General features: G+C 72.4%; 24 protein-coding genes. 7 read left to right on the top strand and 17 right to left on the bottom strand.

The window, feature by feature from the left end; translation table 11 throughout:
* Window positions 1-70 precede the first annotated feature (70 nt).
* Window positions 71-700, top strand: coding sequence for a hypothetical protein (locus AA0Y20_RS01920; protein WP_412936998.1), 630 nt, complete (start codon window positions 71-73; stop codon window positions 698-700).
* A 102-nt stretch (window positions 701-802) separates the two neighbouring features.
* Here the strand turns inward: AA0Y20_RS01920 and AA0Y20_RS01915 are convergent, their stop codons facing one another.
* From AA0Y20_RS01915 to AA0Y20_RS01845, 15 genes are all read right to left on the bottom strand, one after another.
* Window positions 803-1,963, bottom strand: coding sequence for a flagellar hook protein FlgE (locus AA0Y20_RS01915; RefSeq protein ID WP_412936996.1), 1,161 nt, complete (start codon window positions 1,961-1,963; stop codon window positions 803-805).
* A 77-nt stretch (window positions 1,964-2,040) separates the two neighbouring features.
* Complete coding sequence (locus tag AA0Y20_RS01910; RefSeq protein ID WP_412936994.1) at window positions 2,041-2,487, bottom strand: flagellar hook assembly protein FlgD; 447 nt, start codon at window positions 2,485-2,487, stop codon at window positions 2,041-2,043.
* 13 nt (window positions 2,488-2,500) lie between these two features.
* Window positions 2,501-3,976 carry a flagellar hook-length control protein FliK gene (locus AA0Y20_RS01905; RefSeq protein ID WP_412936992.1) on the bottom strand — a complete coding sequence of 492 codons (1,476 nt, stop codon included), beginning with the start codon at window positions 3,974-3,976 and terminating at the stop codon, window positions 2,501-2,503.
* Window positions 3,973-4,422, bottom strand: coding sequence for a hypothetical protein (locus tag AA0Y20_RS01900; RefSeq protein ID WP_412936991.1), 450 nt, complete (start codon window positions 4,420-4,422; stop codon window positions 3,973-3,975). The genes AA0Y20_RS01905 and AA0Y20_RS01900 overlap by 4 nt, the downstream gene beginning before the upstream one ends.
* Window positions 4,419-5,738 carry a FliI/YscN family ATPase gene (locus AA0Y20_RS01895; protein ID WP_412936989.1) on the bottom strand — a complete coding sequence of 440 codons (1,320 nt, stop codon included), beginning with the start codon at window positions 5,736-5,738 and terminating at the stop codon, window positions 4,419-4,421. The genes AA0Y20_RS01900 and AA0Y20_RS01895 overlap by 4 nt, the downstream gene beginning before the upstream one ends.
* Complete coding sequence (locus AA0Y20_RS01890; RefSeq protein ID WP_412936987.1) at window positions 5,735-6,352, bottom strand: FliH/SctL family protein; 618 nt, start codon at window positions 6,350-6,352, stop codon at window positions 5,735-5,737. The genes AA0Y20_RS01895 and AA0Y20_RS01890 overlap by 4 nt, the downstream gene beginning before the upstream one ends.
* Window positions 6,342-7,343: a flagellar motor switch protein FliG gene (gene fliG / locus AA0Y20_RS01885; protein WP_120264048.1), complete on the bottom strand. Its 1,002-nt coding sequence runs from the start codon at window positions 7,341-7,343 to the stop codon at window positions 6,342-6,344. Before fliG ends, AA0Y20_RS01890 begins: the two co-directional genes overlap by 11 nt.
* Window positions 7,340-8,965 carry a flagellar basal-body MS-ring/collar protein FliF gene (gene fliF / locus AA0Y20_RS01880; RefSeq protein ID WP_412936985.1) on the bottom strand — a complete coding sequence of 542 codons (1,626 nt, stop codon included), beginning with the start codon at window positions 8,963-8,965 and terminating at the stop codon, window positions 7,340-7,342. Before fliF ends, fliG begins: the two co-directional genes overlap by 4 nt.
* Window positions 8,965-9,270, bottom strand: coding sequence for a flagellar hook-basal body complex protein FliE (gene fliE / locus AA0Y20_RS01875; RefSeq protein WP_412936983.1), 306 nt, complete (start codon window positions 9,268-9,270; stop codon window positions 8,965-8,967). Before fliE ends, fliF begins: the two co-directional genes overlap by 1 nt.
* Window positions 9,270-9,662, bottom strand: coding sequence for a flagellar basal body rod protein FlgC (locus AA0Y20_RS01870; RefSeq protein ID WP_023953675.1), 393 nt, complete (start codon window positions 9,660-9,662; stop codon window positions 9,270-9,272). The genes fliE and AA0Y20_RS01870 overlap by 1 nt, the downstream gene beginning before the upstream one ends.
* Window positions 9,659-10,000 (bottom strand): flagellar basal body rod protein FlgB, encoded by a 342-nt coding sequence (locus tag AA0Y20_RS01865; RefSeq protein WP_412936981.1) that lies wholly within the window; start codon window positions 9,998-10,000, stop codon window positions 9,659-9,661. Before AA0Y20_RS01865 ends, AA0Y20_RS01870 begins: the two co-directional genes overlap by 4 nt.
* Window positions 10,001-10,124: 124 nt before the next feature.
* Entirely contained in the window at window positions 10,125-10,385 is a 261-nt protein-coding gene (locus tag AA0Y20_RS01860; protein ID WP_412936980.1) for a hypothetical protein, read from the bottom strand.
* Complete coding sequence (gene fliS, locus AA0Y20_RS01855; protein WP_412936978.1) at window positions 10,382-10,759, bottom strand: flagellar export chaperone FliS; 378 nt, start codon at window positions 10,757-10,759, stop codon at window positions 10,382-10,384. The genes AA0Y20_RS01860 and fliS overlap by 4 nt, the downstream gene beginning before the upstream one ends.
* Window positions 10,756-12,135, bottom strand: coding sequence for a flagellar filament capping protein FliD (gene fliD / locus AA0Y20_RS01850; RefSeq protein WP_412936976.1), 1,380 nt, complete (start codon window positions 12,133-12,135; stop codon window positions 10,756-10,758). The genes fliS and fliD overlap by 4 nt, the downstream gene beginning before the upstream one ends.
* Window positions 12,136-12,228: 93 nt before the next feature.
* Window positions 12,229-13,029, bottom strand: a complete 801-nt coding sequence (locus tag AA0Y20_RS01845; RefSeq protein WP_412939682.1) for a sigma-70 family RNA polymerase sigma factor — start codon at window positions 13,027-13,029, stop codon at window positions 12,229-12,231.
* 261 nt (window positions 13,030-13,290) lie between these two features.
* Here AA0Y20_RS01845 and flgN point away from each other — a divergent pair, with 261 nt between their 5' ends.
* From flgN to AA0Y20_RS01825, 4 genes are read left to right on the top strand one after another with little or no spacing between them, the layout of a single operon-like run.
* Complete coding sequence (flgN, locus tag AA0Y20_RS01840; RefSeq protein WP_183045382.1) at window positions 13,291-13,752, top strand: flagellar export chaperone FlgN; 462 nt, start codon at window positions 13,291-13,293, stop codon at window positions 13,750-13,752.
* A 9-nt stretch (window positions 13,753-13,761) separates the two neighbouring features.
* The gene (gene flgK / locus AA0Y20_RS01835) at window positions 13,762-15,165 is read left to right on the top strand and encodes a flagellar hook-associated protein FlgK (RefSeq protein WP_412936975.1); all 1,404 of its coding nucleotides are present in this window, start codon (window positions 13,762-13,764) and stop codon (window positions 15,163-15,165) included.
* Between the two features lie 13 nt (window positions 15,166-15,178).
* The gene (locus tag AA0Y20_RS01830; protein WP_412936973.1) at window positions 15,179-16,060 is read left to right on the top strand and encodes a flagellin; all 882 of its coding nucleotides are present in this window, start codon (window positions 15,179-15,181) and stop codon (window positions 16,058-16,060) included.
* Entirely contained in the window at window positions 16,057-16,425 is a 369-nt protein-coding gene (locus AA0Y20_RS01825; RefSeq protein ID WP_412936971.1) for a flagellar assembly protein FliW, read from the top strand. The genes AA0Y20_RS01830 and AA0Y20_RS01825 overlap by 4 nt, the downstream gene beginning before the upstream one ends.
* Window positions 16,426-16,452: 27 nt before the next feature.
* Here AA0Y20_RS01825 and AA0Y20_RS01820 read toward each other — a convergent pair whose 3' ends face one another.
* Complete coding sequence (locus AA0Y20_RS01820) at window positions 16,453-17,529, bottom strand: sugar-transfer associated ATP-grasp domain-containing protein (protein ID WP_412936969.1); 1,077 nt, start codon at window positions 17,527-17,529, stop codon at window positions 16,453-16,455.
* Window positions 17,530-17,626: 97 nt separating this feature from the next.
* Complete coding sequence (locus AA0Y20_RS01815; protein WP_412936967.1) at window positions 17,627-18,472, bottom strand: flagellin; 846 nt, start codon at window positions 18,470-18,472, stop codon at window positions 17,627-17,629.
* 72 nt (window positions 18,473-18,544) lie between these two features.
* Here AA0Y20_RS01815 and AA0Y20_RS01810 point away from each other — a divergent pair, with 72 nt between their 5' ends.
* Entirely contained in the window at window positions 18,545-19,399 is an 855-nt protein-coding gene (locus AA0Y20_RS01810; protein ID WP_412936965.1) for a metal ABC transporter ATP-binding protein, read from the top strand.
* Window positions 19,396-20,277 (top strand): metal ABC transporter permease, encoded by an 882-nt coding sequence (locus tag AA0Y20_RS01805; protein ID WP_412936963.1) that lies wholly within the window; start codon window positions 19,396-19,398, stop codon window positions 20,275-20,277. The genes AA0Y20_RS01810 and AA0Y20_RS01805 overlap by 4 nt, the downstream gene beginning before the upstream one ends.
* Window positions 20,278-20,282: the final 5 nt, after the last annotated feature.

The raw sequence follows: 20,282 nt of genomic DNA, 5'->3' as shown, positions 1-20,282 counted from the left end.
GAGCTGCCGCGGGTGCGACGGCTCCGAGGGGACTGTCGGCAGGATGCGGCGGTCGGTTAGCGTTGCGCCCGTGTCAGCGTCGTCGCCCCAGTCCCCGTTCTTCCGCCCCGTCGAGCCGCGGGAGATCCCCGACGACGACCACCCGCCCCTCGACATGCCGGCGTGGATGGGGCCGCCCTGGCATGTGGCCCCGGTGATCGTGGCGCTCGACCGCGAGGTGGGCCGCTCGCTCGACACGGTCGTGTCGCTCGAACTCGCACGGGTGTACCGCGAGGGCATCGCGCTGCGGCTGTCGGTGCGTGTGGCCGAGACCGGCCGGCTCGCACGGCAACGGATCTGGGGCTACCTCGACCGCGCGCACGGCCGGGGCCAGCTCGATGACCGGTTCGATCCGACGGGCCTGCGCTGGGGCCTCCGCTTCGCCGACGGTCGCACCATCACGACGCAGGACGATTCGCCGTGGGCGCGGGGAGACGTGACCGACGCGCAGGTCGAGGGCCCGGTGCTCGAGGGGCTCGGTCGGCCGCAGGGTTACGCCGACAGCTGGGCGCGCGAGTTCTGGGTCTGGCCGACGCCCCCCGACCCGACATTCGAGGTCGGGGTCGAGTGGACCGCCCGCGGCATCGCAGAGACGGTCACCGGATTCGACGCGGCTGCGCTCCGGGCGGCGTCCGCGCGAGCGAGCCCGCTGTGGCCCTGACCGGCGGCGCGCACAACTCCTCAGAAACCGGCGCGCTCGGCGCCGCGCGCAGGTCAGCCCGGCGAAACGGCAGCGATTCTGAGGAGTTGTGCTCTGCGGTGATCAGCGCTTGAGGTTCGTCAGCTCCTGCAGCACCTCGTCGCTCGTGGTGATGATGCGCGCGTTGGCCTGGAATCCGCGCTGCGCGACGATGAGGTTCGTGAACTCCTGCGAGAGGTCGACGTTGGACATCTCGAGCGCGCCGCTGACGAGCCCGCCGCGGTCGTCGGTGCCCGCGGTGCCGACGGCTGCCGCGCCCGAGTTGGCGCCGGCGCGGTACTGCGACGATCCGGCCTTCTCGAGCCCCTCGGGGTTGTCGAACGACGCGAGCGCGATCTGCGCGAGCACCGACGTCGCCCCGTTGCTGAACGCACCGACGAGACTGCCGTCGGCCGACAGGGTGTACGACACGAGGCTGCCGGGTGCGCGGCCATCCTGTCCGCCGAGCTTGACGGTGCTGAGGTCGGCGTAGCCGGTGACGGCCGAGAGGTCGACGGTGACGCCACCGGAGGTGATCGTCGCGGGGGTCGTGGTCAGGCGCCCGTCGGCGAACGCGAGCGGGGTCGTCGCGGTGCCGTCGGTGACGTCCCAGCCTCCCGCGGTGCGGGTGAAGGTCAGCGCGAGCTGCCGCGACTCGCCCTGCGCGTCGTAGACGGTCACGTCGCGGACGAGCTTCTCGCCGACGGCGGCGCCGGACGGCAGGTTGCCGGTCACGCTCGCGTTGTCGGTGCGTCGCCCGGGCGAGGTCGCGCCCACGGGGAGCGCGATGTTGCCCACGGGCCCACCGGTCGGCACGACGCCGTCGACGGCGGTCCAGCCCTGGACCAGCGCGCCGTCCTTGGTGGTCAGGCGCCCGGCGGAGTCGAAGCCGAACGACCCGTTGCGCGTGTAGAGCGTTTCTGCCCCGTTGCGCACGACGAAGAACCCGTCGCCCGCGATCATGAGGTCGGTCGGCACGCCGGTGGCCTGCTGCGATCCCTGCGTGAAGTTCGTGCGCACGGCGGCGACCTGGGTGCCGAGGCCGACCTGGGCCGCGTTCGTGCCGCCGGCTCCGGCTTGGGCGGCGCGGGAGTTCTGCACGATCTGCGAGAGCGTGTCCTGGAACTGCACCGAGCCCGCCTTGAACCCGACGGTGTTGACGTTGGCGATGTTGTTGCCCGTCACGTCGAGCATGGTCTGGTGCGAGCGGAGGCCGGAGATGCCGGCGTAGAGCGAGCGGAGCATGGGATGTCCTTCGGTGTGGGGGCTGACGTGGTGGTGGGGGCTGACGTGGTCGTGGGGATCGCCGGAGTGGCCGGGGCTCAGGATGCGGATGCCGCGGGCGTCGCGGCATCCGACACGGAGATCCCCGACACGACGTCGAGGGGCACGGCGGTGCCGCCGATCGTGACGAGGGGGACGCCCTTCTCGAACGACACCTGGCTCACGCGACCGCTGTGAGTCGTGCCGTCGGCATCGACGTACGAGGCCTGCTGCCCGACGAGCGCGGCCGCGGTCTGACGCATGGTGAGGGCGAAGTGCTCCGACGAGGTCGTGGTGAGTGCGACGAGCTGCTCCATCATGGCGAGCTGCGTCGTCTGCGCCATCATCTCGTTGGTGTCGAGCGGCGAGCTCGGGTCCTGGTTCTTCATCTGCGCGACGAGCAGCTGCAGGAAGACCTCCGAGTCGAGCGTCTGCTTCGGCGCGGCGGCGGGAGCGGATGTCGTGGGTGTGGCGCCGACGACGCCGACGGGCGGAATGCTGCTCATGGGATTCTCCGATTCAGGCGTAGAGGTCGATGCGGCCGGCCCCGAGGGAGACCGGACGGCGGGGCTCGGCAGAGCCGGGGGGGCCGGGGCCGTCGAGATCGGACGGGGGACCGGCGCGCCCGCGTCCGCTCGGGCTCTCGGTGGCCTGCTGCGGCGTCTCCCGGGACGGGCCGCCTCCGGATGCGTGCCTGCCCGACCCGCCCGGAGCGCCCGCTGCCGCGTGCTGCCCGGCGGCCGTGGGCGAGGGTGATGTGCGCGATGGATCGTCGCCCGCAGCGAGGCTGACGGAAGAGAAGGGCGCGAGCGCGGCGAGCTCGCGGCGCAGGTCGCCGAGGACCGCGCGGAGCGCGTCGTGCGCCGCCGCCGTCCCGGTGGCGAGCTCGACGGTGACGGCCGAGCCGGAGATGTGCGCCGTGACGGTGATCGGTCCGAGGCTCTCAGGCGAGACGCGCAGCACCATGGTGTGACGACCAGGCTCGGCGGCGACGAGCGACAGGACGGGCGCTCGCAGCTGAGGCGCCAGGGGCGGCGCGGCCGCCTGCGCGGGAGGCGCGGGCGGCTCGGGCGACGCGGGCGGTGCGGTCGCGACCACCGTCGCGGTCGGTGCCGGCGGAGCAGGAGGCGGGATCGGAACCTGCACGAGCGCGGACGGGCCGGATGCCGGCTGCGCCGCGACTGAGGACGGGGCTGCAGAGGATGCCGCCGTCGCGCCCGCAGCGGTCTCGGGCACCTCGCCATCGGTGGGGAGCGTGACGCGGAGCTGCCCGGCCGTCGCGTCAGGAGCCGACGAGACCCCCGTGCGGGGCGCGACGACCGGCCCCGGCGCGGCGGTGGACGTGGACGCCGACCCGCTCCCCGAACCCGACCCCGGCGCGTGAGCGAGCGCGGCCGTCCCCGTGTCGGCGTCTCCCGCACTCGCCCGCGCTGCCACGGCCGCCTCGACTGAAATCGACCCCGACCCCGACCCCGACTCTGCCGTTGCCGTTGCCGTTGCCGTTGCCGTTGCCGTTGCCGTTGCCGTTGCCGACGTCGACGCCGTTGACATCGGTTCGGACGACGCCGACGTCGGCGCCGTCGACTCGGACGCCGCCGTGCGGCCGATGCCACGCTGCGCGACCCCGGCTGACAGGATCCGGCTCGGGCCGGAGTCGCCTCCCGCCGCTTCGCTCGCGGTGGCGAAGGCCGGCGCAGCCCCGACAGCGGAGTTCAGCGCGTCCGTCTCGACGCCCGTGCCGACCGCGCCGAGTTTACCGTTCTTCGCCGCGGCCTCGGCCCAGACTCCAGACCCGACCGCACCCCCGGCCCCGACCGCAGAAGCCTCCGCGTCGGCCACCGGCACGGCGACCTCGGACTGTCCCGCGAGCACGAGGGCGAACGCCCCCGCGGCCATCGCGCCATCCGTGCCGTCGACCCCCTCGGGCGAACCGCCGCTGCCGCGCGGACGTGCGATCGCGGTCGCCGCTCCGGGCACGATTCCCCACAGGTTCACGGCGCCTCCCCATGCCCACCCGGCGCGCCGGAACCATCGGCCGCCGACCGCAGCGCGATCTCGTCGAGCACGGCCTGCTCGGCGGCATCCCGTCGTGCCCGCTCCCGCTCGTGGAACGCTTCCGCCAGCCGCTCGATGCCTCGCTCGGCCCGGCGTGCGTCGTCGAGGCGCGCGCGGGCCGCGTCGGCCTCCGCGCGCTGCGCCCGTCGGAGCGTGTCGAGGTCGGTCAGCAGGCTGCGGGCGGCCACCCGGCTGGCCGCGAGTGCCGCGAGCGTCCGGATGTCGCCGGGGGTGTCGGCCGACGTCGTCAGCGCGGCACGCAGCTGCCGGTCGCGCGCCTCGGTGCGCTGCTCCTCCATCGCGGCGCGCGAGAGGTGCGCTGCGGCGGCACGCTGCTGGATGCCGCGGATGCGCAGCAGCCCGGCCAGGGGGAAGCCGCGCTTCACGAGACGTCTCCGAACGATGCGACGAGCTCGCCGAGCCGGCGCCAGGACTCGGCCGCGGGGGCGCGATCATCGAGATCCTGGCGGAGGAAGGCGTCGATGGCGCGCGCGGAGGCCACCGCCGCGTCGACCCGCGGGTTCGCACCCGCCTGGTAGGCGCCGACGCCGATGAGGTCGTGCGCCTCCTGACGGGCGGCGAGCACCGACCGCAGCGTCGTCGCGAGGCGCCGCTGTTCGCCGGTCGCGACCTTGCCGGCGAGCCGCGACACCGAGCCCAGGACGTCGATCGCGGGGTGGTGCCCGGTCACGGCGAGCGTCCGGTCGAGCACGAGGTGGCCGTCGAGGATCGACCGCACCGTGTCGGCGACCGGCTCGTTGTGATCGTCACCCTCGACGAGCACCGTGTAGATGCCCGTGATCGAGCCGCGGCGATCGGTGCCGGCGCGTTCGAGCAGCCGCGCGAGCACGGGGAAGGTCGAGGGCGGGTAGCCGCGGGTCGCGGGGGGTTCGCCGGCGGCCAGTCCGATCTCGCGCTGCGCCATGGCGACCCGGGTGAGCGAGTCCATCATGAGCACGACGTGCTGCCCCTCGTCGCGGAACGACTCGGCGATGCGGGTCGCGGTCGATGCCGCCCGCAGGCGAGCCATCGCGGGCTGATCCGATGTCGAGACGACGACGACCGAGCGTGCGAGGCCCTCGGCGCCGAGGTCGTCCTCGAGGAACTCGCGCACCTCTCGTCCGCGCTCGCCGACGAGGGCGATGACGTTGGCCGAGGCCGAAGATCCGCGCGCGATCATCGACAGCAGCGACGACTTGCCGACACCGGATCCGGCGAACAGCCCGACGCGCTGCCCACGGCCGAGGGGCGTGAGCGTGTCGATCGCGCGGACCCCCGTGACGAGCGGCTCGGTGATGCGTTCGCGTCCCATCGCGGAGGGCGGCGCATGGTCGAGGTCGACGCGCGGTGCCACGAGCGGGCCGCGACCGTCGATGGGGCGGCCGAGCCCGTCGAGCACGCGTCCGAGCACGGCGGCCCCGACGGGCACCCGGGCAGGGCCGGCGAGGCTGCGGGCCGGGTCGCCGACCCGCAGCCCGTCGGTGATCCCGAGCGGCATGCAGCGCAGGATGCCGCGGTCAGCGGCGACCACTTCGGCGGGGATGCCGGCATGCCCGCGACCGGTCGTCCCGCCGAGCTCGACGAGATCGCCCACCGCCCCGTGCACGCCGCGGATGTCGACACCGAGCCCGACGATCCGGGCGACCGCGCCGGTCCGCAGCGGCCGGGCCGCCTCGACGATCGCCGGCCAGGCCCCGGTCACGCGCTCTCCTCGAGGGCACGGCGTGCCCGAGCGAACGCGGCGGCGATCCGCAGATCGATCGCTCCGTCGGCGAGACGGATCGTCGCGTCGCCGGGCGCCAGCCCCGGGTCGACCTCGATCACGACCGCTCGTGCCGCCGTCTCCGCGAGCGCGGCGGAGACGACGTCGGCATCGGCGGGCGAGAGCCGTGCGACGGGCGACTCGGCTTCTTCGGTCTCGGCCAGGGCGTTCTCGATCCGGGCTGCGGTCGTGAGAGCGGCCCGCACGGGATCGGACAGCTCGCGCTCGACGATCGCCTCCGCCAGCTCGATGGCCATCCCGAAGAGGTCGGCGACCGTGGGCGCGGTCAGCTCGGCTGCGCGGGCGTCGAACCGTGCGGCGGCGCGCTCGAGCGCATCGGCGGCCGTCGCGACGTGCGCGCGTTCGGCTGCGGCCGCCGCCCGGTCGCGTGCGGCCCGCTCGGCCGCTTCGCGCTCAGCGTGCACGGCGGCCAGCCGCATCCCCTCGGCGTACCCGGCGGCGTGGCCGCGGGCGCGGGCCCGATCGCGTTCCTGCGTGAGCGGCGGCCCCGACAGGCGAGGGATCTCGAGGCGGGTGAAGGCGTCAGACGACATACTCCTCCTCGACGCGCTGCACGCGGATGTCGCCGGCGGCCTCGAGCTCGCGGATGGTCCGGACGATCGCGGCGCGAGCCTCCTCGACCTGCGAGACCCGCACCGTGCCGAGCAGACGCGACTCCTCCTGCAGGGCCTCGCGGTTGCGCTCGGTCATGTTCCGCAGGATGACGTCCGCGACGGGGCCGGACGAGCCCTTCAGCGCGAGGGCGAGCACGCGCACGTCGATGCCGCGCAGGACGCGCTGGGCGTCGCGGTCGTCGAGCACGACGATGTCGGCGAAGGTGAACATCCGCGAGCGGATGTCTTCGGCCAGGGCGCTGTCGCGCGCCTCGATGCTCGCCAGCAGCGCCTTCTCGACGGTCGCGTCGGAGCGGTTGATGATGTCGACGAGGGGCTGCACGCCGCCGAGGGTCTCGCGGGCGTCGCGCGTGGTCAGTGCACCCGAGCGCGCGCGCAGCGCGGTGGCGACGACGGCGACGGCATCCTGCGACGCCGTTCCCATCGTCGCGATCGCCTGCGCGACGTCGGTGCGCGCCGGGTCCGTGATCTCGGCGAGGACGGCCGCCGCGCGCTCCACCGGCAGGTGCGCGATCACGAGCGCGACGGTCTGGGGCAGCTCGCCGTCGAGGATGCTGGCGACCTGGGCCGGCTCGACGGCGGTGAGGAACTCGAACGACGAGCTCGTCATCGACGACGAGACCTTCGTCAGCACGCCGGCGGCGCGCTCGGGGCCCAGCGAGGCCTCGAGCAGCCCCGTCGCGAGGTCGCGGCCGCCGCGGACGGGCGGCAGGTGACCGCGGACGACCCGCTGGAAGTCGGTCAGCGCATCGCGCGTGGTCTCGAGGTCGAGGTCGCGCAGTCGGATGATCTCCGCCGCGATCGCCTCGGCCTCGTCGTCGGAGAGGTGCTTGAGCACCTCGACGGCCTGCGCCCGGTCGAGGTTCATGATGACGACCGCGGCGGTCTGGGTCCCGGTGAGCTCGCTCATGCGTCGGTCGAGTCCCGGACGAGCCGGCGCAGCAGGTCGGCGGTGCGGGCGGGGTCGCGGCGGGCGAAGTCGCCGATCTCGGCGCGGCGCCGGTCGAGCGCGACCTGCACGGGCTCGGGGTCGGGTTCGGGCTCCGGGTCGATCGCCATCGCGGGCAGGGGGACCGTGGGCGCTTCGTCGAGCAGTGGCGTCGCGAGGCCTCGGGTGAGCGCGTCGAACCGGTCGAGCGGCTCGTCGACCGGAGTCAGCGTCAACACCGACTCGTCCTCCGCAGCGGCACGTCGGCGGCGGACGATCACGATGCCCGCGATCGTGGCTCCGATGAGCCCGAGCACGACGACGACGACGACGATCGCGGTGCGGAGAGTCTCGGCGGCGCGCTCGGCCTCCTCGGCCTCGCGCGCGGCGTCGAGTGCCGCCTGGGCGGCCGCTGCCCCCTGGTCGCTGAACGCGACGAGCTCGACGGTCACCTGGTCGCCGCGGGCACGATCGATGCCGGCGGCCGACGTCACGAGGGCTTCGAGCTGCGCGACGTCGACGACGTCGGTGCCGTCGGCGTTGACCGCGACGGCGACGGTCTGCCGCGCAACGGCGCCCGCCGGCGTCGAGGTGCTCTCGACGGTCTTGTTCACGACGTTCGACCGGTTCGTCTGGGTCGACTCGTAGGTTCCGGCGCCGCCGACGCCCGCGGGAAGCTCCGTGCCCAGGACCCCGGTCTGACCGCCGGTGCCCGTGTAGCTCTCGGTGCTCGACTCCTCGGTGGCCGGCACCGCGCCCTCGACCGGGGTGTAGGTCTCGTCGACGCGCTCGGTCGCCGCCTGCTGCATCTCGGCGGCGACCGACACGGTCGCGTTGCCGGCGCCGAGCACGGTGTCGAGCATCTGTTGGACGCTCGCCGTCATGCGGGTCTCGTACGCCCCCGCCTGCTGGTCCGCGTTGCGGGTGGCGTCGCCGCCGATCGCGGAGAGGGTTCGGCCCGCGGCATCCACGACCGCGACGTTCTCGGGCTTCATCCCGCTCACGGCCGCCGAGGTCAGGTGCACGATCGCCTCGACCTGTTCGGGCGGCAGCGCGACCCCGCGAGAGGTCTCGATGAAGACGGATGCCGTCGGCTCGACCTTCTGCGAGACGAAGACGCTCTCCTCGGGCAGTGCGAGCTGCACCGAGGCGGTCGTGACGTTCTCGAGAGCACCGATCGTGCGGGCGAGCTCGCCCTCGATCGCCCGCTTGTACGTGACCGACTGCTGGAACTCCGAGCTCGTGACGCCCATCTTGTCGAAGAGGGAGTATCCCGACGACTCCGCGCTGGGAAGTCCGGCCGCGGCGGCCGCGAGACGCTGCTCGTACACCGCGGTCTCGGGCACGAGCACGGTCGAGCCGCCGTCCGTCAGCTCGTACGGGATCGAGCCCGAGCGCAGCTGTTCGACCACCGCGCTGGCGTCCGGGGCCGAGAGGCCGGAGAACAGCGGAGTGAGCGTCGGACGCGACATCCAGCTCGCCAGGGCGAACACGCCCATCGCGAGCACCGCGATGCCGATGATCGCGATCGTGCGCTGAGCGAGGGTGAACCCGGCGACGGTCGCGCGCAGACGCGTCCAGAGCGACGTGACGGCGGCGGGCATCAGGCCTGCATCCGCATGATGTCGTTGAAGGCCTCGATGCCCTTGTTCCGCACGGCGGCGATGAGCTCGAGGGTCACCGAGGCGCGCGACGACGCGATCATCGCGGAGTGGATGTCGTCGAGATCGCCCGTGACGGCAGCGACGGCCAGCTCGTTCGAGGTGGACTGCATCGCGCGCAGCTCGTCGACCGCGCCGGTGATGCTCGCGCCGAAGTCGGCGCCGTCGGTCTGCTGGGGCGCGCGGGTGTTCGAGGCGAGAGCGGATGCGGCCGCGCCCAGGCCGTCGATGCCCGACAGCGGCGGCATCAGCGGCGTCCGATCTGGAGCGCGGCCTCGTAGGTGGTCTTCGCGCGGTCGACGACGGCCGCGTTGGCCTGGTACCCGCGCTGCGCGAGGATCAGGTGGCTCATCTGCTCGCCGAGGTCGATGTCGGGGTAGCGGACGTAGCCGTCGGCGTCGGCCAGCGGGTTGTTCGGCTCATGCACGAGCCGGCCCTCGGTGCCGCCCCAGACGGCACCGGCGACGCGGACGCCGCCGGGATCGCCGGCCGACTCGACCGCGATGTAGCGCTGCCGGAACGCGTCGTCGCCGGGGGCCACGGCGGTGTTGATGTTGGCGATGTTGTCGCTGAGGGCGTCGAGCCAGGTGCGGTGGGCCGTCAGGCCCGACCCAGCGATGCCGATGGCGTCGAAAGTCATGAGGTCCTCATCGCGGTCTGCATCGAGCTGAAGGTGCCGCCGACGGCCTGCGCGGCGAACTGATACCGCAGCACCGCCTCGATGTTGGCGAGCGTCTCGGTGTCGAGGTTGACGTTGTTGCCGTTCAGGCGTGTCGCAGCGGTCGACTCGCGCACCGTCGCCGTCACGGCGCCGTCGCCGCGTTCGACCGAGCGCGCCAGAGCGCTCTCGAAGCTGACGACCTTGGCCCGGTAGCCGGAGGTGTTGACGTTCGCGATGTTGTCCGCGATGGCGCGCTGACGCTCGGCGAGGCCCGAGAGGGCGCTCGTGAGCGCGGTGGTGGTCACAGATTCGAGCACGAAGGCGTCTTCCGTCGAACGAGTGGCCGATCCCTGGCCGGTGGATGAGCGATCCGTGCTCAGCATCCCCTATCGGCCGTCACGGCGACGGCGTTAGACGCGCCCCCGGTGGCCGAGGGCTGGGTCAGCCGTCGATGTCGAGGTAGACGGCCTCGGGCAGCGACTGCGGGATGCGGTCGAGGGCGCCCAGGTGCCCGCGAAGAGTGTCGAGCTCGGTGCGCAGCTGCCGAGCCCGGGACGTCTGTGCGCGCAGGATCGTCCGCGCCCGGTCTTCGAGGTGCTCGGGGAGCGGGCCGAGCCCGGCCGGCGGATGCCAGGGGAGGTCGCCGGCGGGATCGCCCGTCAGCTCCGCCTCGAGCCCGTCGAGCAGGTCGGCCCAGATCACGCGGGCGCCGCTTCGGCTGCGCCGTGCCACGCCTCGCGCAGCGGGGCGATGAGGTCGCGGCATTCGCGGGTGCGCTCGGGATCGCGCCCGATGTTCGCCCCGACGAGCGTGCGGGTGGTGTAGTCGTAGACGGCGCGGAGGGACGCCGAGCCGCTCCAGCTGTCGTCGAGCGATCCGGTCAGCTCGACGAGGATCCGCTGCGCGTGCTGCAGCTGCTCGTTGGCCGCCTGCCAGTCTCCCGATCGCTGTGCCGCCTCGCCGCGTTCGACGTCGAGGAGCAGGCGGTCGAACAGGAGCGTGACCAGGCGCGAGGGGCTGGCCGAGAGGATCGTCTCCTCGCGGTAGCGCTGCTGAGCGCGCAGGGCGGCGTTCACTTGTTCCCCGTTCCCGACATCGCCGACAGCTGCGACTCGAGGTACGACGACTGGGTCTGCAGCCGAGAGAGCATCGTCTCCATCGCGGCGTACGTCCGCTCGAGGGTCGCGCGCCGCTGCTCGAGGCGGAGGTCCCAGCGCGTCAGCTGCTCGCCGAGCATCTTCACTTCGGACTCCTGCCCGGTGATGCGGGCCGTGACCAGTCCGTCGTACTTGTCGGAGTATCGCTCGGCGACATCCTGCACCCGCGCCGCGACCCCGGCGAAGACCTGCTGCACCGCGGCCGGGTCGTCGGCGAGCGCTTTCGTGAACGCCTCTTCGTCGAAGGTCAGTGCGCCCCATCGGTCGACGCTGAGTCCCATGGTCGAGGGGGCTACCCCGTCGAGCGGCAGCTGCACGGCGCCGGTCAGAGCCTGATGGAGGGCGCGCACGGTGCTGTCGCCCGTGAAGACGCCCAGTCTGGTCTGCTCGCCGGGTGCCGTGGCGGTGGTCGCGGTCGATCCGCGCGCGATCCCCGCGAGCAGCGTGCCGATCTGGGTGACGAAGGCCTTCGCCGCGGCGGCGCTGCCCTCGGCGTCAGCGGCCACGGTCACCGACACCGGCGTGGTCGATGCGCGGGTCACCGAGACGTCGACTCCGGCGAACAGCGACGTGAAGGTGTTGCTCGCCGAGGTCACGGTCTGCTCTGCGGCGGTTCCCGCCCACAGGCGCACCTGCGCGTCCGTGCCCACCGTGACGATCGCAGACGCAGGCTCGGCGGCGAGATCGCTCGCGGTGCCGGCGGCGACCGCCGCCGCGTCGCCGCGGAACACCTGGAAGGCGTTCTCGGCGCCCGTCTCGGTGGCCGTGATTTGCAGGCGCCACAGTGCTTGGCCGTCGGCGCCGACGCCCGCCGACACGGCGGAGGCGGTGATGCCGGTCCCGGTGGCGCTCAAGGCGTGCGCGATGTCGGCCGCGGCGCCCGACGTCGGTCGGATCTCGATCGGCTTGCCGTCGGTGCCGAGCACGGTGAAGACGAGCGGGTCGTCCGTGGCGGACCCGAACGGTCCCGTGACGACGCTGTGCGCGGTGGCGACGCGATCGACGACGACGTCGGCCCGCAGGACGGGCGCCCCCGCGGATGCCGTCACCGTCAGGCTGTCGTCCGAGCTCGTCGCCGTCCGCTGCAGGAGCGCCGTCGGGCCGGCGGCATCCTTCGCCTTCGTCGCGAGCGATTGCAGTGACGTGTTCAGTGCCTGCAGCTGGGCGATGACGGCCTTGCGGTCGTCGGACTTCGCGCTCAGGATCGTGCGCGGCAGGCGCTCCACGTTCATGAGCGCGTCGATGATCGCCTTGGTGTCGAGGTTCGAGGCGAGGCCGTCGATCGAGATCGCCATCTGCCCGTCCTGTCGTTCGTCCGTGCGGCCGCGTGCGCGCCGTCCGTTCGCTCTATCGGCCGCGCGGGCGGGAGCGTTAGCCGGCGGTTCGCGTCAGAGCGCGACGGATGCCGCGGGTGCGGCGCCTCGGCCGCTGCGGGGCAGCATCGCGGTGATGCGTGCGAAGTACGCCTCACGCGTCTCGACCGATACGCGCGAGATCGGCTCGGCCTGCTCCTCGGCCGCGAACCGTTCGAGCGCGTCGCGGAGCAGACGGATCGCTTCGGCGCGCTGCTGCGAGACCGCGGAGTGCGAGACGCCCAGCTCGGCAGCGATCTCCTTGACCGGACGTTCGTCGATGTAGACGGCCTGGACGATGGCGCGCATGCGCTCGGGCAGGGCCGCCACGGCACGCTCGAGCATGTCGCGCCGCTCGCGGAGAACGGCCGCCTCGTCGGGGAGGACCATCGCGCTCGGCACCTCGAGCGCTGTCGCGTCGTCGATGCTCGTGACCGTGCGCGCGGCGTCGTCGAGCGCCTCGACGACCGCGGCACGGGGCAGGCCCATGGTGGCCGCGATCTCGTCGACGCCGGCGACGCGGCCGAGGCGGGCGGTCAGGGTGTCGCGCACGGCGGTGGTCTCTTTGATGCGCTTGCGGATGCCGCGGGATGCCCAGTCCATCGAGCGCATCTCGTCGGCGAACGCGCCGAGGATACGGCGTCGCGCGTACGCGCCGAAGGGAACCCCGAGGGCAGGATCGAACGCGTCGGCGGCCGTCACGAGGGCGAGAGCGCCGACCGACGCCAGCTCCTCCAGCGGCACGTGCGTGGCCCGCGAGTGCAGATCCCGCGCCAGGTAGCCCACGAGGGGCAGGTTCTCTTCGATGAGTCGATTGCGTTCCGCGTGACCGAGGATGTGCAAAGGGGGCCTCTTTCGTGGCGTGCACCCGCTTCCGCGGCCCGAATTCGCGGAAGCCGTCACGCCGGCTGAGGCCATCATAAGCAAAATGAGAAAGATCTCATACGGAATCCTGAGCAGATGTAACGGAATCGACTCATCTGCCGATAGACGAGGATGATCGCTTCAGAACGGTTCGTCAGAAGAGCGAGTCGTTCGATGCGGTCCATGGGGGGCTGCTCAGGTAAGGGGGACACCTTGGGAGCTAACGAACTGTCGATGCAGCTGTGGCGAGAGCGCGAGCTGCTCGAGATGCTGATCTTCAAGCTGGAGGAGCAGCGCCTGCTGCTCGAGGCCGGGAACACCCGCTGGATCCATCTGGCATCGCGCGAGATCGAGCGCGTCCTGGAGGAGCTGCGCGAGTCGGGCCTCGGGCGTGACGTGGAGGTCGCCGCCGTCGCGCGAGAGTGGGGCGTGCCCGAGGCCGCAACACTGGCGGAGCTGCTCGACTCGGCGCCCACCGGAACCTGGCGGGACGTGTTCGCCGAGCACCGGGCCGCTCTCACCGAGCGCATGGCCGAGGTCTCGCAGCTCAAAGAGGCCAACGAGACGCACCTGCGCGCTGCCAGCCGCGCGGTCGACGAGACGCTCGCCGGACTCGAGTCCGGCACGGGCGAGTACACCACGGGCGGTGGCCGGGTCCGCGAGGACACCGCGCGCATCGTCGACCGGGAGATGTGAGGGACACGGATGTCGACATTCAGCGGGTTGGGGACGGCGGCGAGCGCGCTCGCCGCCGCGCGCCGCGGCATGGATCTCGCGGGTCAGAACGTCGCCAATCAGCTGACACCCGGATACACGCGGCAGCGGCTCGAGACCTCGGCGGTCGCGCCCCTGGCGGGCGCGACCCGCTTCGGACCCGTTGCGGGTCAGGGCGTCTCGGTCGACGGGATCGCTCGTCTGGGTGACGCCGTGCTCGACGCGCGGGTGCGCGACACGCTCGCCGCATCCGGGTACTGGTCTGCACGCGCGCAGGCCGCGGTGCGCGCCGAGGCCTCGCTCGCGGAACCCGGCAAGAACGGGCTGGCCGACCAGCTCTCGCAGCTGTGGACCGCGTGGCAGGACCTCTCGAACGCTCCCGACTCCACCGCCGCGGCCGCCGCGGTCGTGACGCGGGGCGAGACCCTCGTGGCGCGCATCGCCGACGGATACCGCTCGGTCGCCGAGCAGTGGTCGTCGGCGCGCGACGCCGCCGAGTTGACGGTCGATCAGATCAACGCCGCGGCCGCCGAGATCGCTGAGCTCAACGCCGGGATCCGCGAGGTCGGCGTCGCCGGCGGTTCCGCGAACGAGCTCATCGACCGGCGCAACCTGCTCGCGCAGACCGTCGCGCGGCTCTCCGGCGCCGTCGGCACGGTCGAGTCCGACGGCACCCTCACCCTCCGGGTCGACGGGAACGCCCTGGTGTCGGGTGACCGCGCCCGCGAGCTCGAGGTCACCGGACCCCGCTCGATCGGCGCGGGTGAGCCGGTCGTGCTCGCGTGGCGCGAGCCCGGCGCTCCGCCCGTCGGCGTCTCGAGCGGCGAGCTGGCCGGCACCCTGTCGGTGCTCGCCCCCGCGGAGTCCGGAGGTGTGCTGGCGGGGCTTGCGGCGTCGTACAACGACCTCGCGGCATCCCTCGCCACGACCGTGAACGAGCAGCACCGCCTCGGGGTCACCGCCTCGGGTGCTCCGGGCGGGGACTTCTTCGCGCTCGCCGCAGGCACGCCCGCCGCGCTCGGCCTCAGCGTCGTGCCGATTGGGCGAGACGAACTGGCGATCGCGGCTCCCGGCGCCGGCGCCCTCGACGGCGGCAACGCCGACGCGATGTCGGGAATCGGCAAGCGCTCCGACGGCCCCGACGCCCTGTGGAGCGACGTCGTGTCGCGCCTCGCGGTCGCCACGTCGGCCGAGTCGGGGCGCGCGGCGCGCGCCGAGACGACGGCCGTCGCCGCTGTCGCCGCGCAGCAGTCGGTCGCGGGCGTCGACAACGACGAGGAGACCATGAGTCTGCTGACCTATCAGACCGCCTACCAGGCGGCTGCGCGCGTCCTGACCGCCGTCGACGAAGCCCTCGACATCCTCATCAACCGCACCGGCCTCGTCGGCCGCTGACACCCGGAGCGCCATGATCAGCCGAGTCACATCTCAGACGCTCGCGCAGTCCGCTCTGCGCAACCTGCAGTCGGGTCTGAATGACCTCGCACGCCTCCAGAACCAGGCGACGTCGCAACGGGCGTTCGCTGCTCCGTCGGACGACCCCGCCGCCGCATCCGCCACGCTCGATCTCCACGCGGCGCAGCATCGGAACGCCCAGTACGCGCGGAACATCAGCGACGGCCTCACCTGGGTGACGACCGTCGACAACGCCATCTCGGCGTCGACATCGCTGCTCGGGCGCGCACGCGACCTCACGCTGCGCGGGGCGAACTCGGGGGCGCTCGACGCCAACGCGCGCGAGGCGATCGCGCTCGAGCTCGAGACCATCGCCGACGAGCTGTTCGCCCAGGCCAACACGTCGCTGCTCGGGCGATCGGTCTTCGCGGGCACCACCGAGGGCAGCGCCTTCGGTCCCGACTTCGTGTTCGCCGGAGTGCCGGGCAGCGAAGTGCGCCGGCGCGTCGCCGACGGTGAGACGGTGCGGGTCGACGCGAGCGGCGCCGAGGTGTTCGGCTCGGGGGAGGACTCCGTCTTCGCTGTGATCGGCTCGATCGTCGCCGACCTGCGAAGCGGGACCGACGTCCGCGGCCGCATCGACCAGATCGACGATCGCATGAACGCGATGCTGGGGGTGCAGGGAACGGTGGGGGCGAGGCAGAATCAGATCATGCGAGCCAAAGACGCGGCGGCCGACGCGACTGTGTCCCTCGAAGCGCAGCGCGCGGCGGTCGAGGACATCGACTCGGTCGAGGTGCTCGTGGCCCTGAAGTCGCAGGAGCTCGTCTACCAGTCCGCGCTCGCCGTCACCGCCCGGGTGATGCAGCCGACGCTGATGGACTTCCTCCGATGACCGCGCTCGCGTTCGTCACGCCCCCGCCCGGGCTGTCCCCGCATACGGCGTTCTCCCTCGACGAGGTCGACGGGGGCGGCGGGCTGTACGCGCTGACCGCCGCCGACGATCCCGCGGTTCGTCTGTTCGCCGTCGACCCGGGCGCCGTCGTCGACGACTACGCGCCCACGCTCTCCGACGCCCATGTCGCCGACCTGGGGCTGGCCGAGCCGGCGGACGCCCGCGTGCTCGTGGTCGCGCGCATGACGGACGAGGGCATCGGCGTCAATCTCCTGGCACCCGTCGTGATCAACCGGCGCACGGGCGTCGCGGCGCAGGTCATCCTCGAGGGGCAGGATCTGCCCGTCCGGGCGCTGCTGAGCTGAGCAGGATCCCGCTGAGCTGAGTCCCGCTCAGGCCGCGGTGCGCGCGGCGGCCTGCGGCGGGATAGACGACGCCGAGACCGCGGCATCCGCGTCGATCGCGGCGAGATAGCGCGGCTTGTGGCCCGTGCGGATGCCCGTGGCGCTCGGCTTGTTCTCGTAGACGCCCGCCGCCCAGTTGCCCTCGACGAGCACCGGCCCGGTCGGCGAGACCGCGATGTCCCAGCCGACGTACCGCACCTGCGGCACGACGCGTGCGAGCCGATCGACGAAGTCGAGCACGTCGTCGAACATCGGCATACGGAAGTCGGCGATGCGGATGCCGCTGTCGGGATGTGTCGGGTACACGCGGTCGTTCGAGTCGTAGCCGTCGCCCGTCGCTCGTCCGGTCTCGTCGAGCATCGCGTAGAAGCCGCCGAAGGCGTTCTGGTCGCTCACCGCGCCGCGGCCGAACTTCTGGGCCATCGCGAGCACATGCGTCCGCTCGCCGTCGAAGTACGTCGTCACTCGCGTGGTGTTGACGGTGCCCGCGCAGAGGGCCGCGAGCTCGTCGTGCTGGCGGATGACCTCTTCGACGAGCGTCTCGCCCCGCTCCAGCAGTCCGCGGTGGAACCGCGTCCAATCGGTGACGTCGCGGGCGACGTAACGATGCACGCCGAGGCCTGCCCGTCCCATCGGCTCCTTCGTGACGATCGTGCCGTGCCGCAGTGCGAAGGCGCGGAGGTCGTCGGCGTTGCCGTCGGTCACGACCAGCCACTCGCGCTGCAGGTACGGGGCGAAGGTGTCGTTGAACGCGATCTTGTCGTGGAAGAGGTGGCGATACGCCGGATCGTCGAACCGAACCGCGAGGCGGTGCGAGACGGGACTCGTCATGTAGGTCGCGCGCTCGGCGCGGGTGAGCATCGCGAAGTCGTAGTCGATGTAGTCCTGGAACCCGACACCGCGCACCCCGGCCTGCCAGAGCATGTCGACGACGACGCCGAGTGTGCTCCGGCCGTGCCGCTGCCCGGCCCGGCGTGCGCGGGCGACGAGGCTGCTCGGGTTGACGCGTCGCGCCCGCTCCCACAGGAAGGGGAGGCCGGGCGTGAGGGTTCGGGGGGATGTCATCGGGTTCCTCGTCAGTTCTCTCAGGCGCGTTCCCGCGGTGCGCCCGCGACGGCGATGGGTCCTGCGTCGGGCGGCGCAGGACCCACCGTCGCGAGGCTTACCGGAGCAGCTGGAGCACGCCCTGGTTGGCCTGGTTCGCCTGCGCGAGCATGGCGGTGCCCGCCTGCGACAGGATGTTCGCCGCGGTGTACTTGACCATCTCGGCGGCCATGTCGGTGTCGCGGATGCGGCTGTTGGCCGCCGACAGGTTCTCCGCCGACACGTTCAGGCTGTTGATGGCCGACTCGAAGCGGTTCTGCGATGCACCGAGGCTCGACCGGGCGGTCGAGACGGCGTTGATCGCTGCGTCGATGTCGTCGACGGTGCCGCGCGCGGCCTCGTTGTCGGTGATCACGAAGCCTTCGCCGACGGCGGTGCCATCAGCGGAGGCGAGCGTGCCGACCGCGGTCGCGACGTTCGCCAGGTTGATCGTGATCGCGTCGTTCTCGGTGCCGCCGGCGCCGACCTGGAACGTCAGGTCGCCGCCCTTGAGCAGGTCGATGCCGTTGAAGTTGGTCGACTCGGCGATGCGACGCAGCTCGAGGCTGAGCTCACCGGCCTCCTTCGAGATGGCGGCGCGCGAGTTGTCGTTGTTCGAGCCGTTGCCGCCCTGGACAGCCAGGTCGCGCATGCGCTGGAGGATCGAGTGGACCTCCGTCAGGGCGCCTTCCGCGGTCTGGATGACCGAGATGCCGTCCTGAGCGTTGCGCGAAGCCACGTTGAGCCCGTTGACCTGAGACTTCAGGCCCTCCGAGATCGCGAGGCCGGCGGCGTCGTCCGCAGCGCGGTTGATGCGCAGACCGCTCGAGAGCTTCTCGAGCGACTTCGACACATCGTTCTGCGTGCTGGACAGGTTGCGGTACGCGTTGAGCGCGCCCACGTTGGTGGCGATCTGCATTCCCATGGTTCATTCCTCCGTGATTGGGATGAGCGGGAGCCCGTCCTGGGCTCCCGGAGTCCGTCCGTGGACTCCTGGATGCCTCTATCGGCCGCCGCGACCCATCGGTTAGGCGAGTACGCTGACCCGGTGAGCCTGCTCGAGATCCGTGGTGCCGCGCTGCGGCGTTCCGGGCGCGAACTGTGGAGCGGGCTCGACCTCACCGTCGAGCCGGGTGAGCTCATCGCGGTCCTCGGCCCGAGTGGTTCGGGCAAGACGACGCTGCTGCGGGCGATCCTCGGGCTCGAGCGGCTGAGCGAAGGCTCGATCACGGCGCTCGGCCGTCCCGTCCGGCACAAGGGCAATCGGTCGATCGGATACCTGCCGCAGGCCCGGCCGCTGCCGCGCGACACCGCGCTGCGCGCTCGCGACCTCATCGCGCTCGGCGTCGACGGGCACCGTTTCGGTCTTCCGCTTCCGCGCAGAAGCGACCGCGAGCGCGTCGACCGTCTGCTCGACGGCGTCGGCGCGACGGCGTTCGCCGACCGCCCGGTGGGCGTGCTCTCGGGCGGCGAGCAGCAGCGTCTGCGTGTCGGCCAGGCTCTCGCCGACGATCCGCAGCTGCTGCTGTGCGATGAGCCGCTGACGAGCCTCGACCTGGCGAACCAGCAGGCCGTCGTCGGGCTCATCGATCAGCATCGGCGCTCGGGTGCCGGCGTGCTGCTCGTGACGCACGACATCAACCCGGTGCTCGGCAAGGTCGACCGCATCCTCTACATCGCGAACGGCCGTTTCACGCTCGGCACCCCGAAGGAGGTGCTGACCTCGCCCGTGCTCACCGACCTGTACGGCGCTCCGGTCTTCGTGCTGCGTGCGGGCGATCGGCTGGTCGTCGTCGGCGCGCCCGACGCCGACGCCTCGCATCATCATCACGACCACGGAGACCACGCATGAACTGGGCCGACGTCTGGGATGCGATGTTCGGCGGGCTCCCCGTCTACGGCGACATCCTCGCGCTCGTGCAGAACTCCGTGTGGGCGGGGGCGGTCCTCGGGCTCGTGGGCGGCCTCATCGGTGTGTTCGTGCTGCAGCGCGACATGGCCTTCGCCGTCCACGGCATCAGCGAGCTCTCGTTCGCGGGCGCGGCGGCCGCGCTGCTCATCGGCGTGGACGTCGTCACGGGGTCGATCGTCGGGTCGATGATCGCCGCCGCCCTCATCGGGTGGCTCGGTTCTCGGGCGCGCGACCGCAACTCGATCATCGGCGTGCTCATGCCGTTCGGCCTCGGCCTCGGCATCCTCTTCCTCTCGCTCTACGACGGCCGCAGTGCCAACCGGTTCAGCCTGCTGACCGGCCAGATCGTCTCCGTGCAGTCGGGTCAGCTCGGATGGCTCATCGGCATCGGCGCGTTCGTGCTCATCGCCCTGCTCCTGATCTGGCGTCCCCTGCGCTTCGACTCGCTCGACCCGCAGTCCGCTGCGGCCCGCGGCGTGCCGACCGTGGGCGTGTCGCTCGGGTTCATGCTGCTGCTCGGCCTCATCGTCGCCGTCGCCGTGCACATCATCGGCGCGCTGCTCGTGATGGCGCTGCTCGTCACACCCGCAGCCGCGGCCGTGCGCGTCGCGACGGGACCTCTCGCGGTGCCCCTGCTCGCGGCGCTGTTCGGCGTGGTGTCGGCCGTCGGCGGCATCCTGCTGGCGGTTGCCGGGACGCTGCCGGTGAGCCCCTACATCACCACCATCTCGTTCACGATCTACCTGGTGTGCCGCATCGTCGGCGCCCGCCGCGGCAGGGTGCTCCGCACCCAGCCGACGCCGAGGCGCGCCGAGTAGACTCG

This window comes from Microbacterium pratiae (genome assembly GCF_047302165.1).
GTDB lineage: Bacteria > Actinomycetota > Actinomycetes > Actinomycetales > Microbacteriaceae > Microbacterium.
The sequence above is the reverse complement of the archived record's forward strand: the minus strand, read 5'-3'. Positions and strand labels throughout refer to the sequence as shown.

What these genes read in the sequence shown, in the direction of transcription:
- AA0Y20_RS01915 (WP_412936996.1), bottom strand. Translation starts at nt 1,963, where the DNA reads ATGCTCCGCTCGCTCTACGCCGGCATCTCCGGCCTCCGCTCGCACCAG.
- AA0Y20_RS01910 (WP_412936994.1), bottom strand. Translation starts at nt 2,487, where the DNA reads ATGAGCAGCATTCCGCCCGTCGGCGTCGTCGGCGCCACACCCACGACA.
- AA0Y20_RS01890 (WP_412936987.1), bottom strand. Translation starts at nt 6,352, where the DNA reads ATGTCGTCTGACGCCTTCACCCGCCTCGAGATCCCTCGCCTGTCGGGG.
- fliG (WP_120264048.1), bottom strand. Translation starts at nt 7,343, where the DNA reads ATGAGCGAGCTCACCGGGACCCAGACCGCCGCGGTCGTCATCATGAAC.
- fliF (WP_412936985.1), bottom strand. Translation starts at nt 8,965, where the DNA reads ATGCCCGCCGCCGTCACGTCGCTCTGGACGCGTCTGCGCGCGACCGTC.
- fliE (WP_412936983.1), bottom strand. Translation starts at nt 9,270, where the DNA reads ATGCCGCCGCTGTCGGGCATCGACGGCCTGGGCGCGGCCGCATCCGCT.
- AA0Y20_RS01870 (WP_023953675.1), bottom strand. Translation starts at nt 9,662, where the DNA reads ATGACTTTCGACGCCATCGGCATCGCTGGGTCGGGCCTGACGGCCCAC.
- fliD (WP_412936976.1), bottom strand. Translation starts at nt 12,135, where the DNA reads ATGGCGATCTCGATCGACGGCCTCGCCTCGAACCTCGACACCAAGGCG.
- flgN (WP_183045382.1), top strand. Translation starts at nt 13,291, where the DNA reads ATGCAGCTGTGGCGAGAGCGCGAGCTGCTCGAGATGCTGATCTTCAAG.
- flgK (WP_412936975.1), top strand. Translation starts at nt 13,762, where the DNA reads ATGTCGACATTCAGCGGGTTGGGGACGGCGGCGAGCGCGCTCGCCGCC.
- AA0Y20_RS01830 (WP_412936973.1), top strand. Translation starts at nt 15,179, where the DNA reads ATGATCAGCCGAGTCACATCTCAGACGCTCGCGCAGTCCGCTCTGCGC.
- AA0Y20_RS01825 (WP_412936971.1), top strand. Translation starts at nt 16,057, where the DNA reads ATGACCGCGCTCGCGTTCGTCACGCCCCCGCCCGGGCTGTCCCCGCAT.
- AA0Y20_RS01820 (WP_412936969.1), bottom strand. Translation starts at nt 17,529, where the DNA reads ATGACATCCCCCCGAACCCTCACGCCCGGCCTCCCCTTCCTGTGGGAG.
- AA0Y20_RS01815 (WP_412936967.1), bottom strand. Translation starts at nt 18,472, where the DNA reads ATGGGAATGCAGATCGCCACCAACGTGGGCGCGCTCAACGCGTACCGC.
- AA0Y20_RS01810 (WP_412936965.1), top strand. Translation starts at nt 18,545, where the DNA reads ATGCCTCTATCGGCCGCCGCGACCCATCGGTTAGGCGAGTACGCTGAC.
- AA0Y20_RS01805 (WP_412936963.1), top strand. Translation starts at nt 19,396, where the DNA reads ATGAACTGGGCCGACGTCTGGGATGCGATGTTCGGCGGGCTCCCCGTC.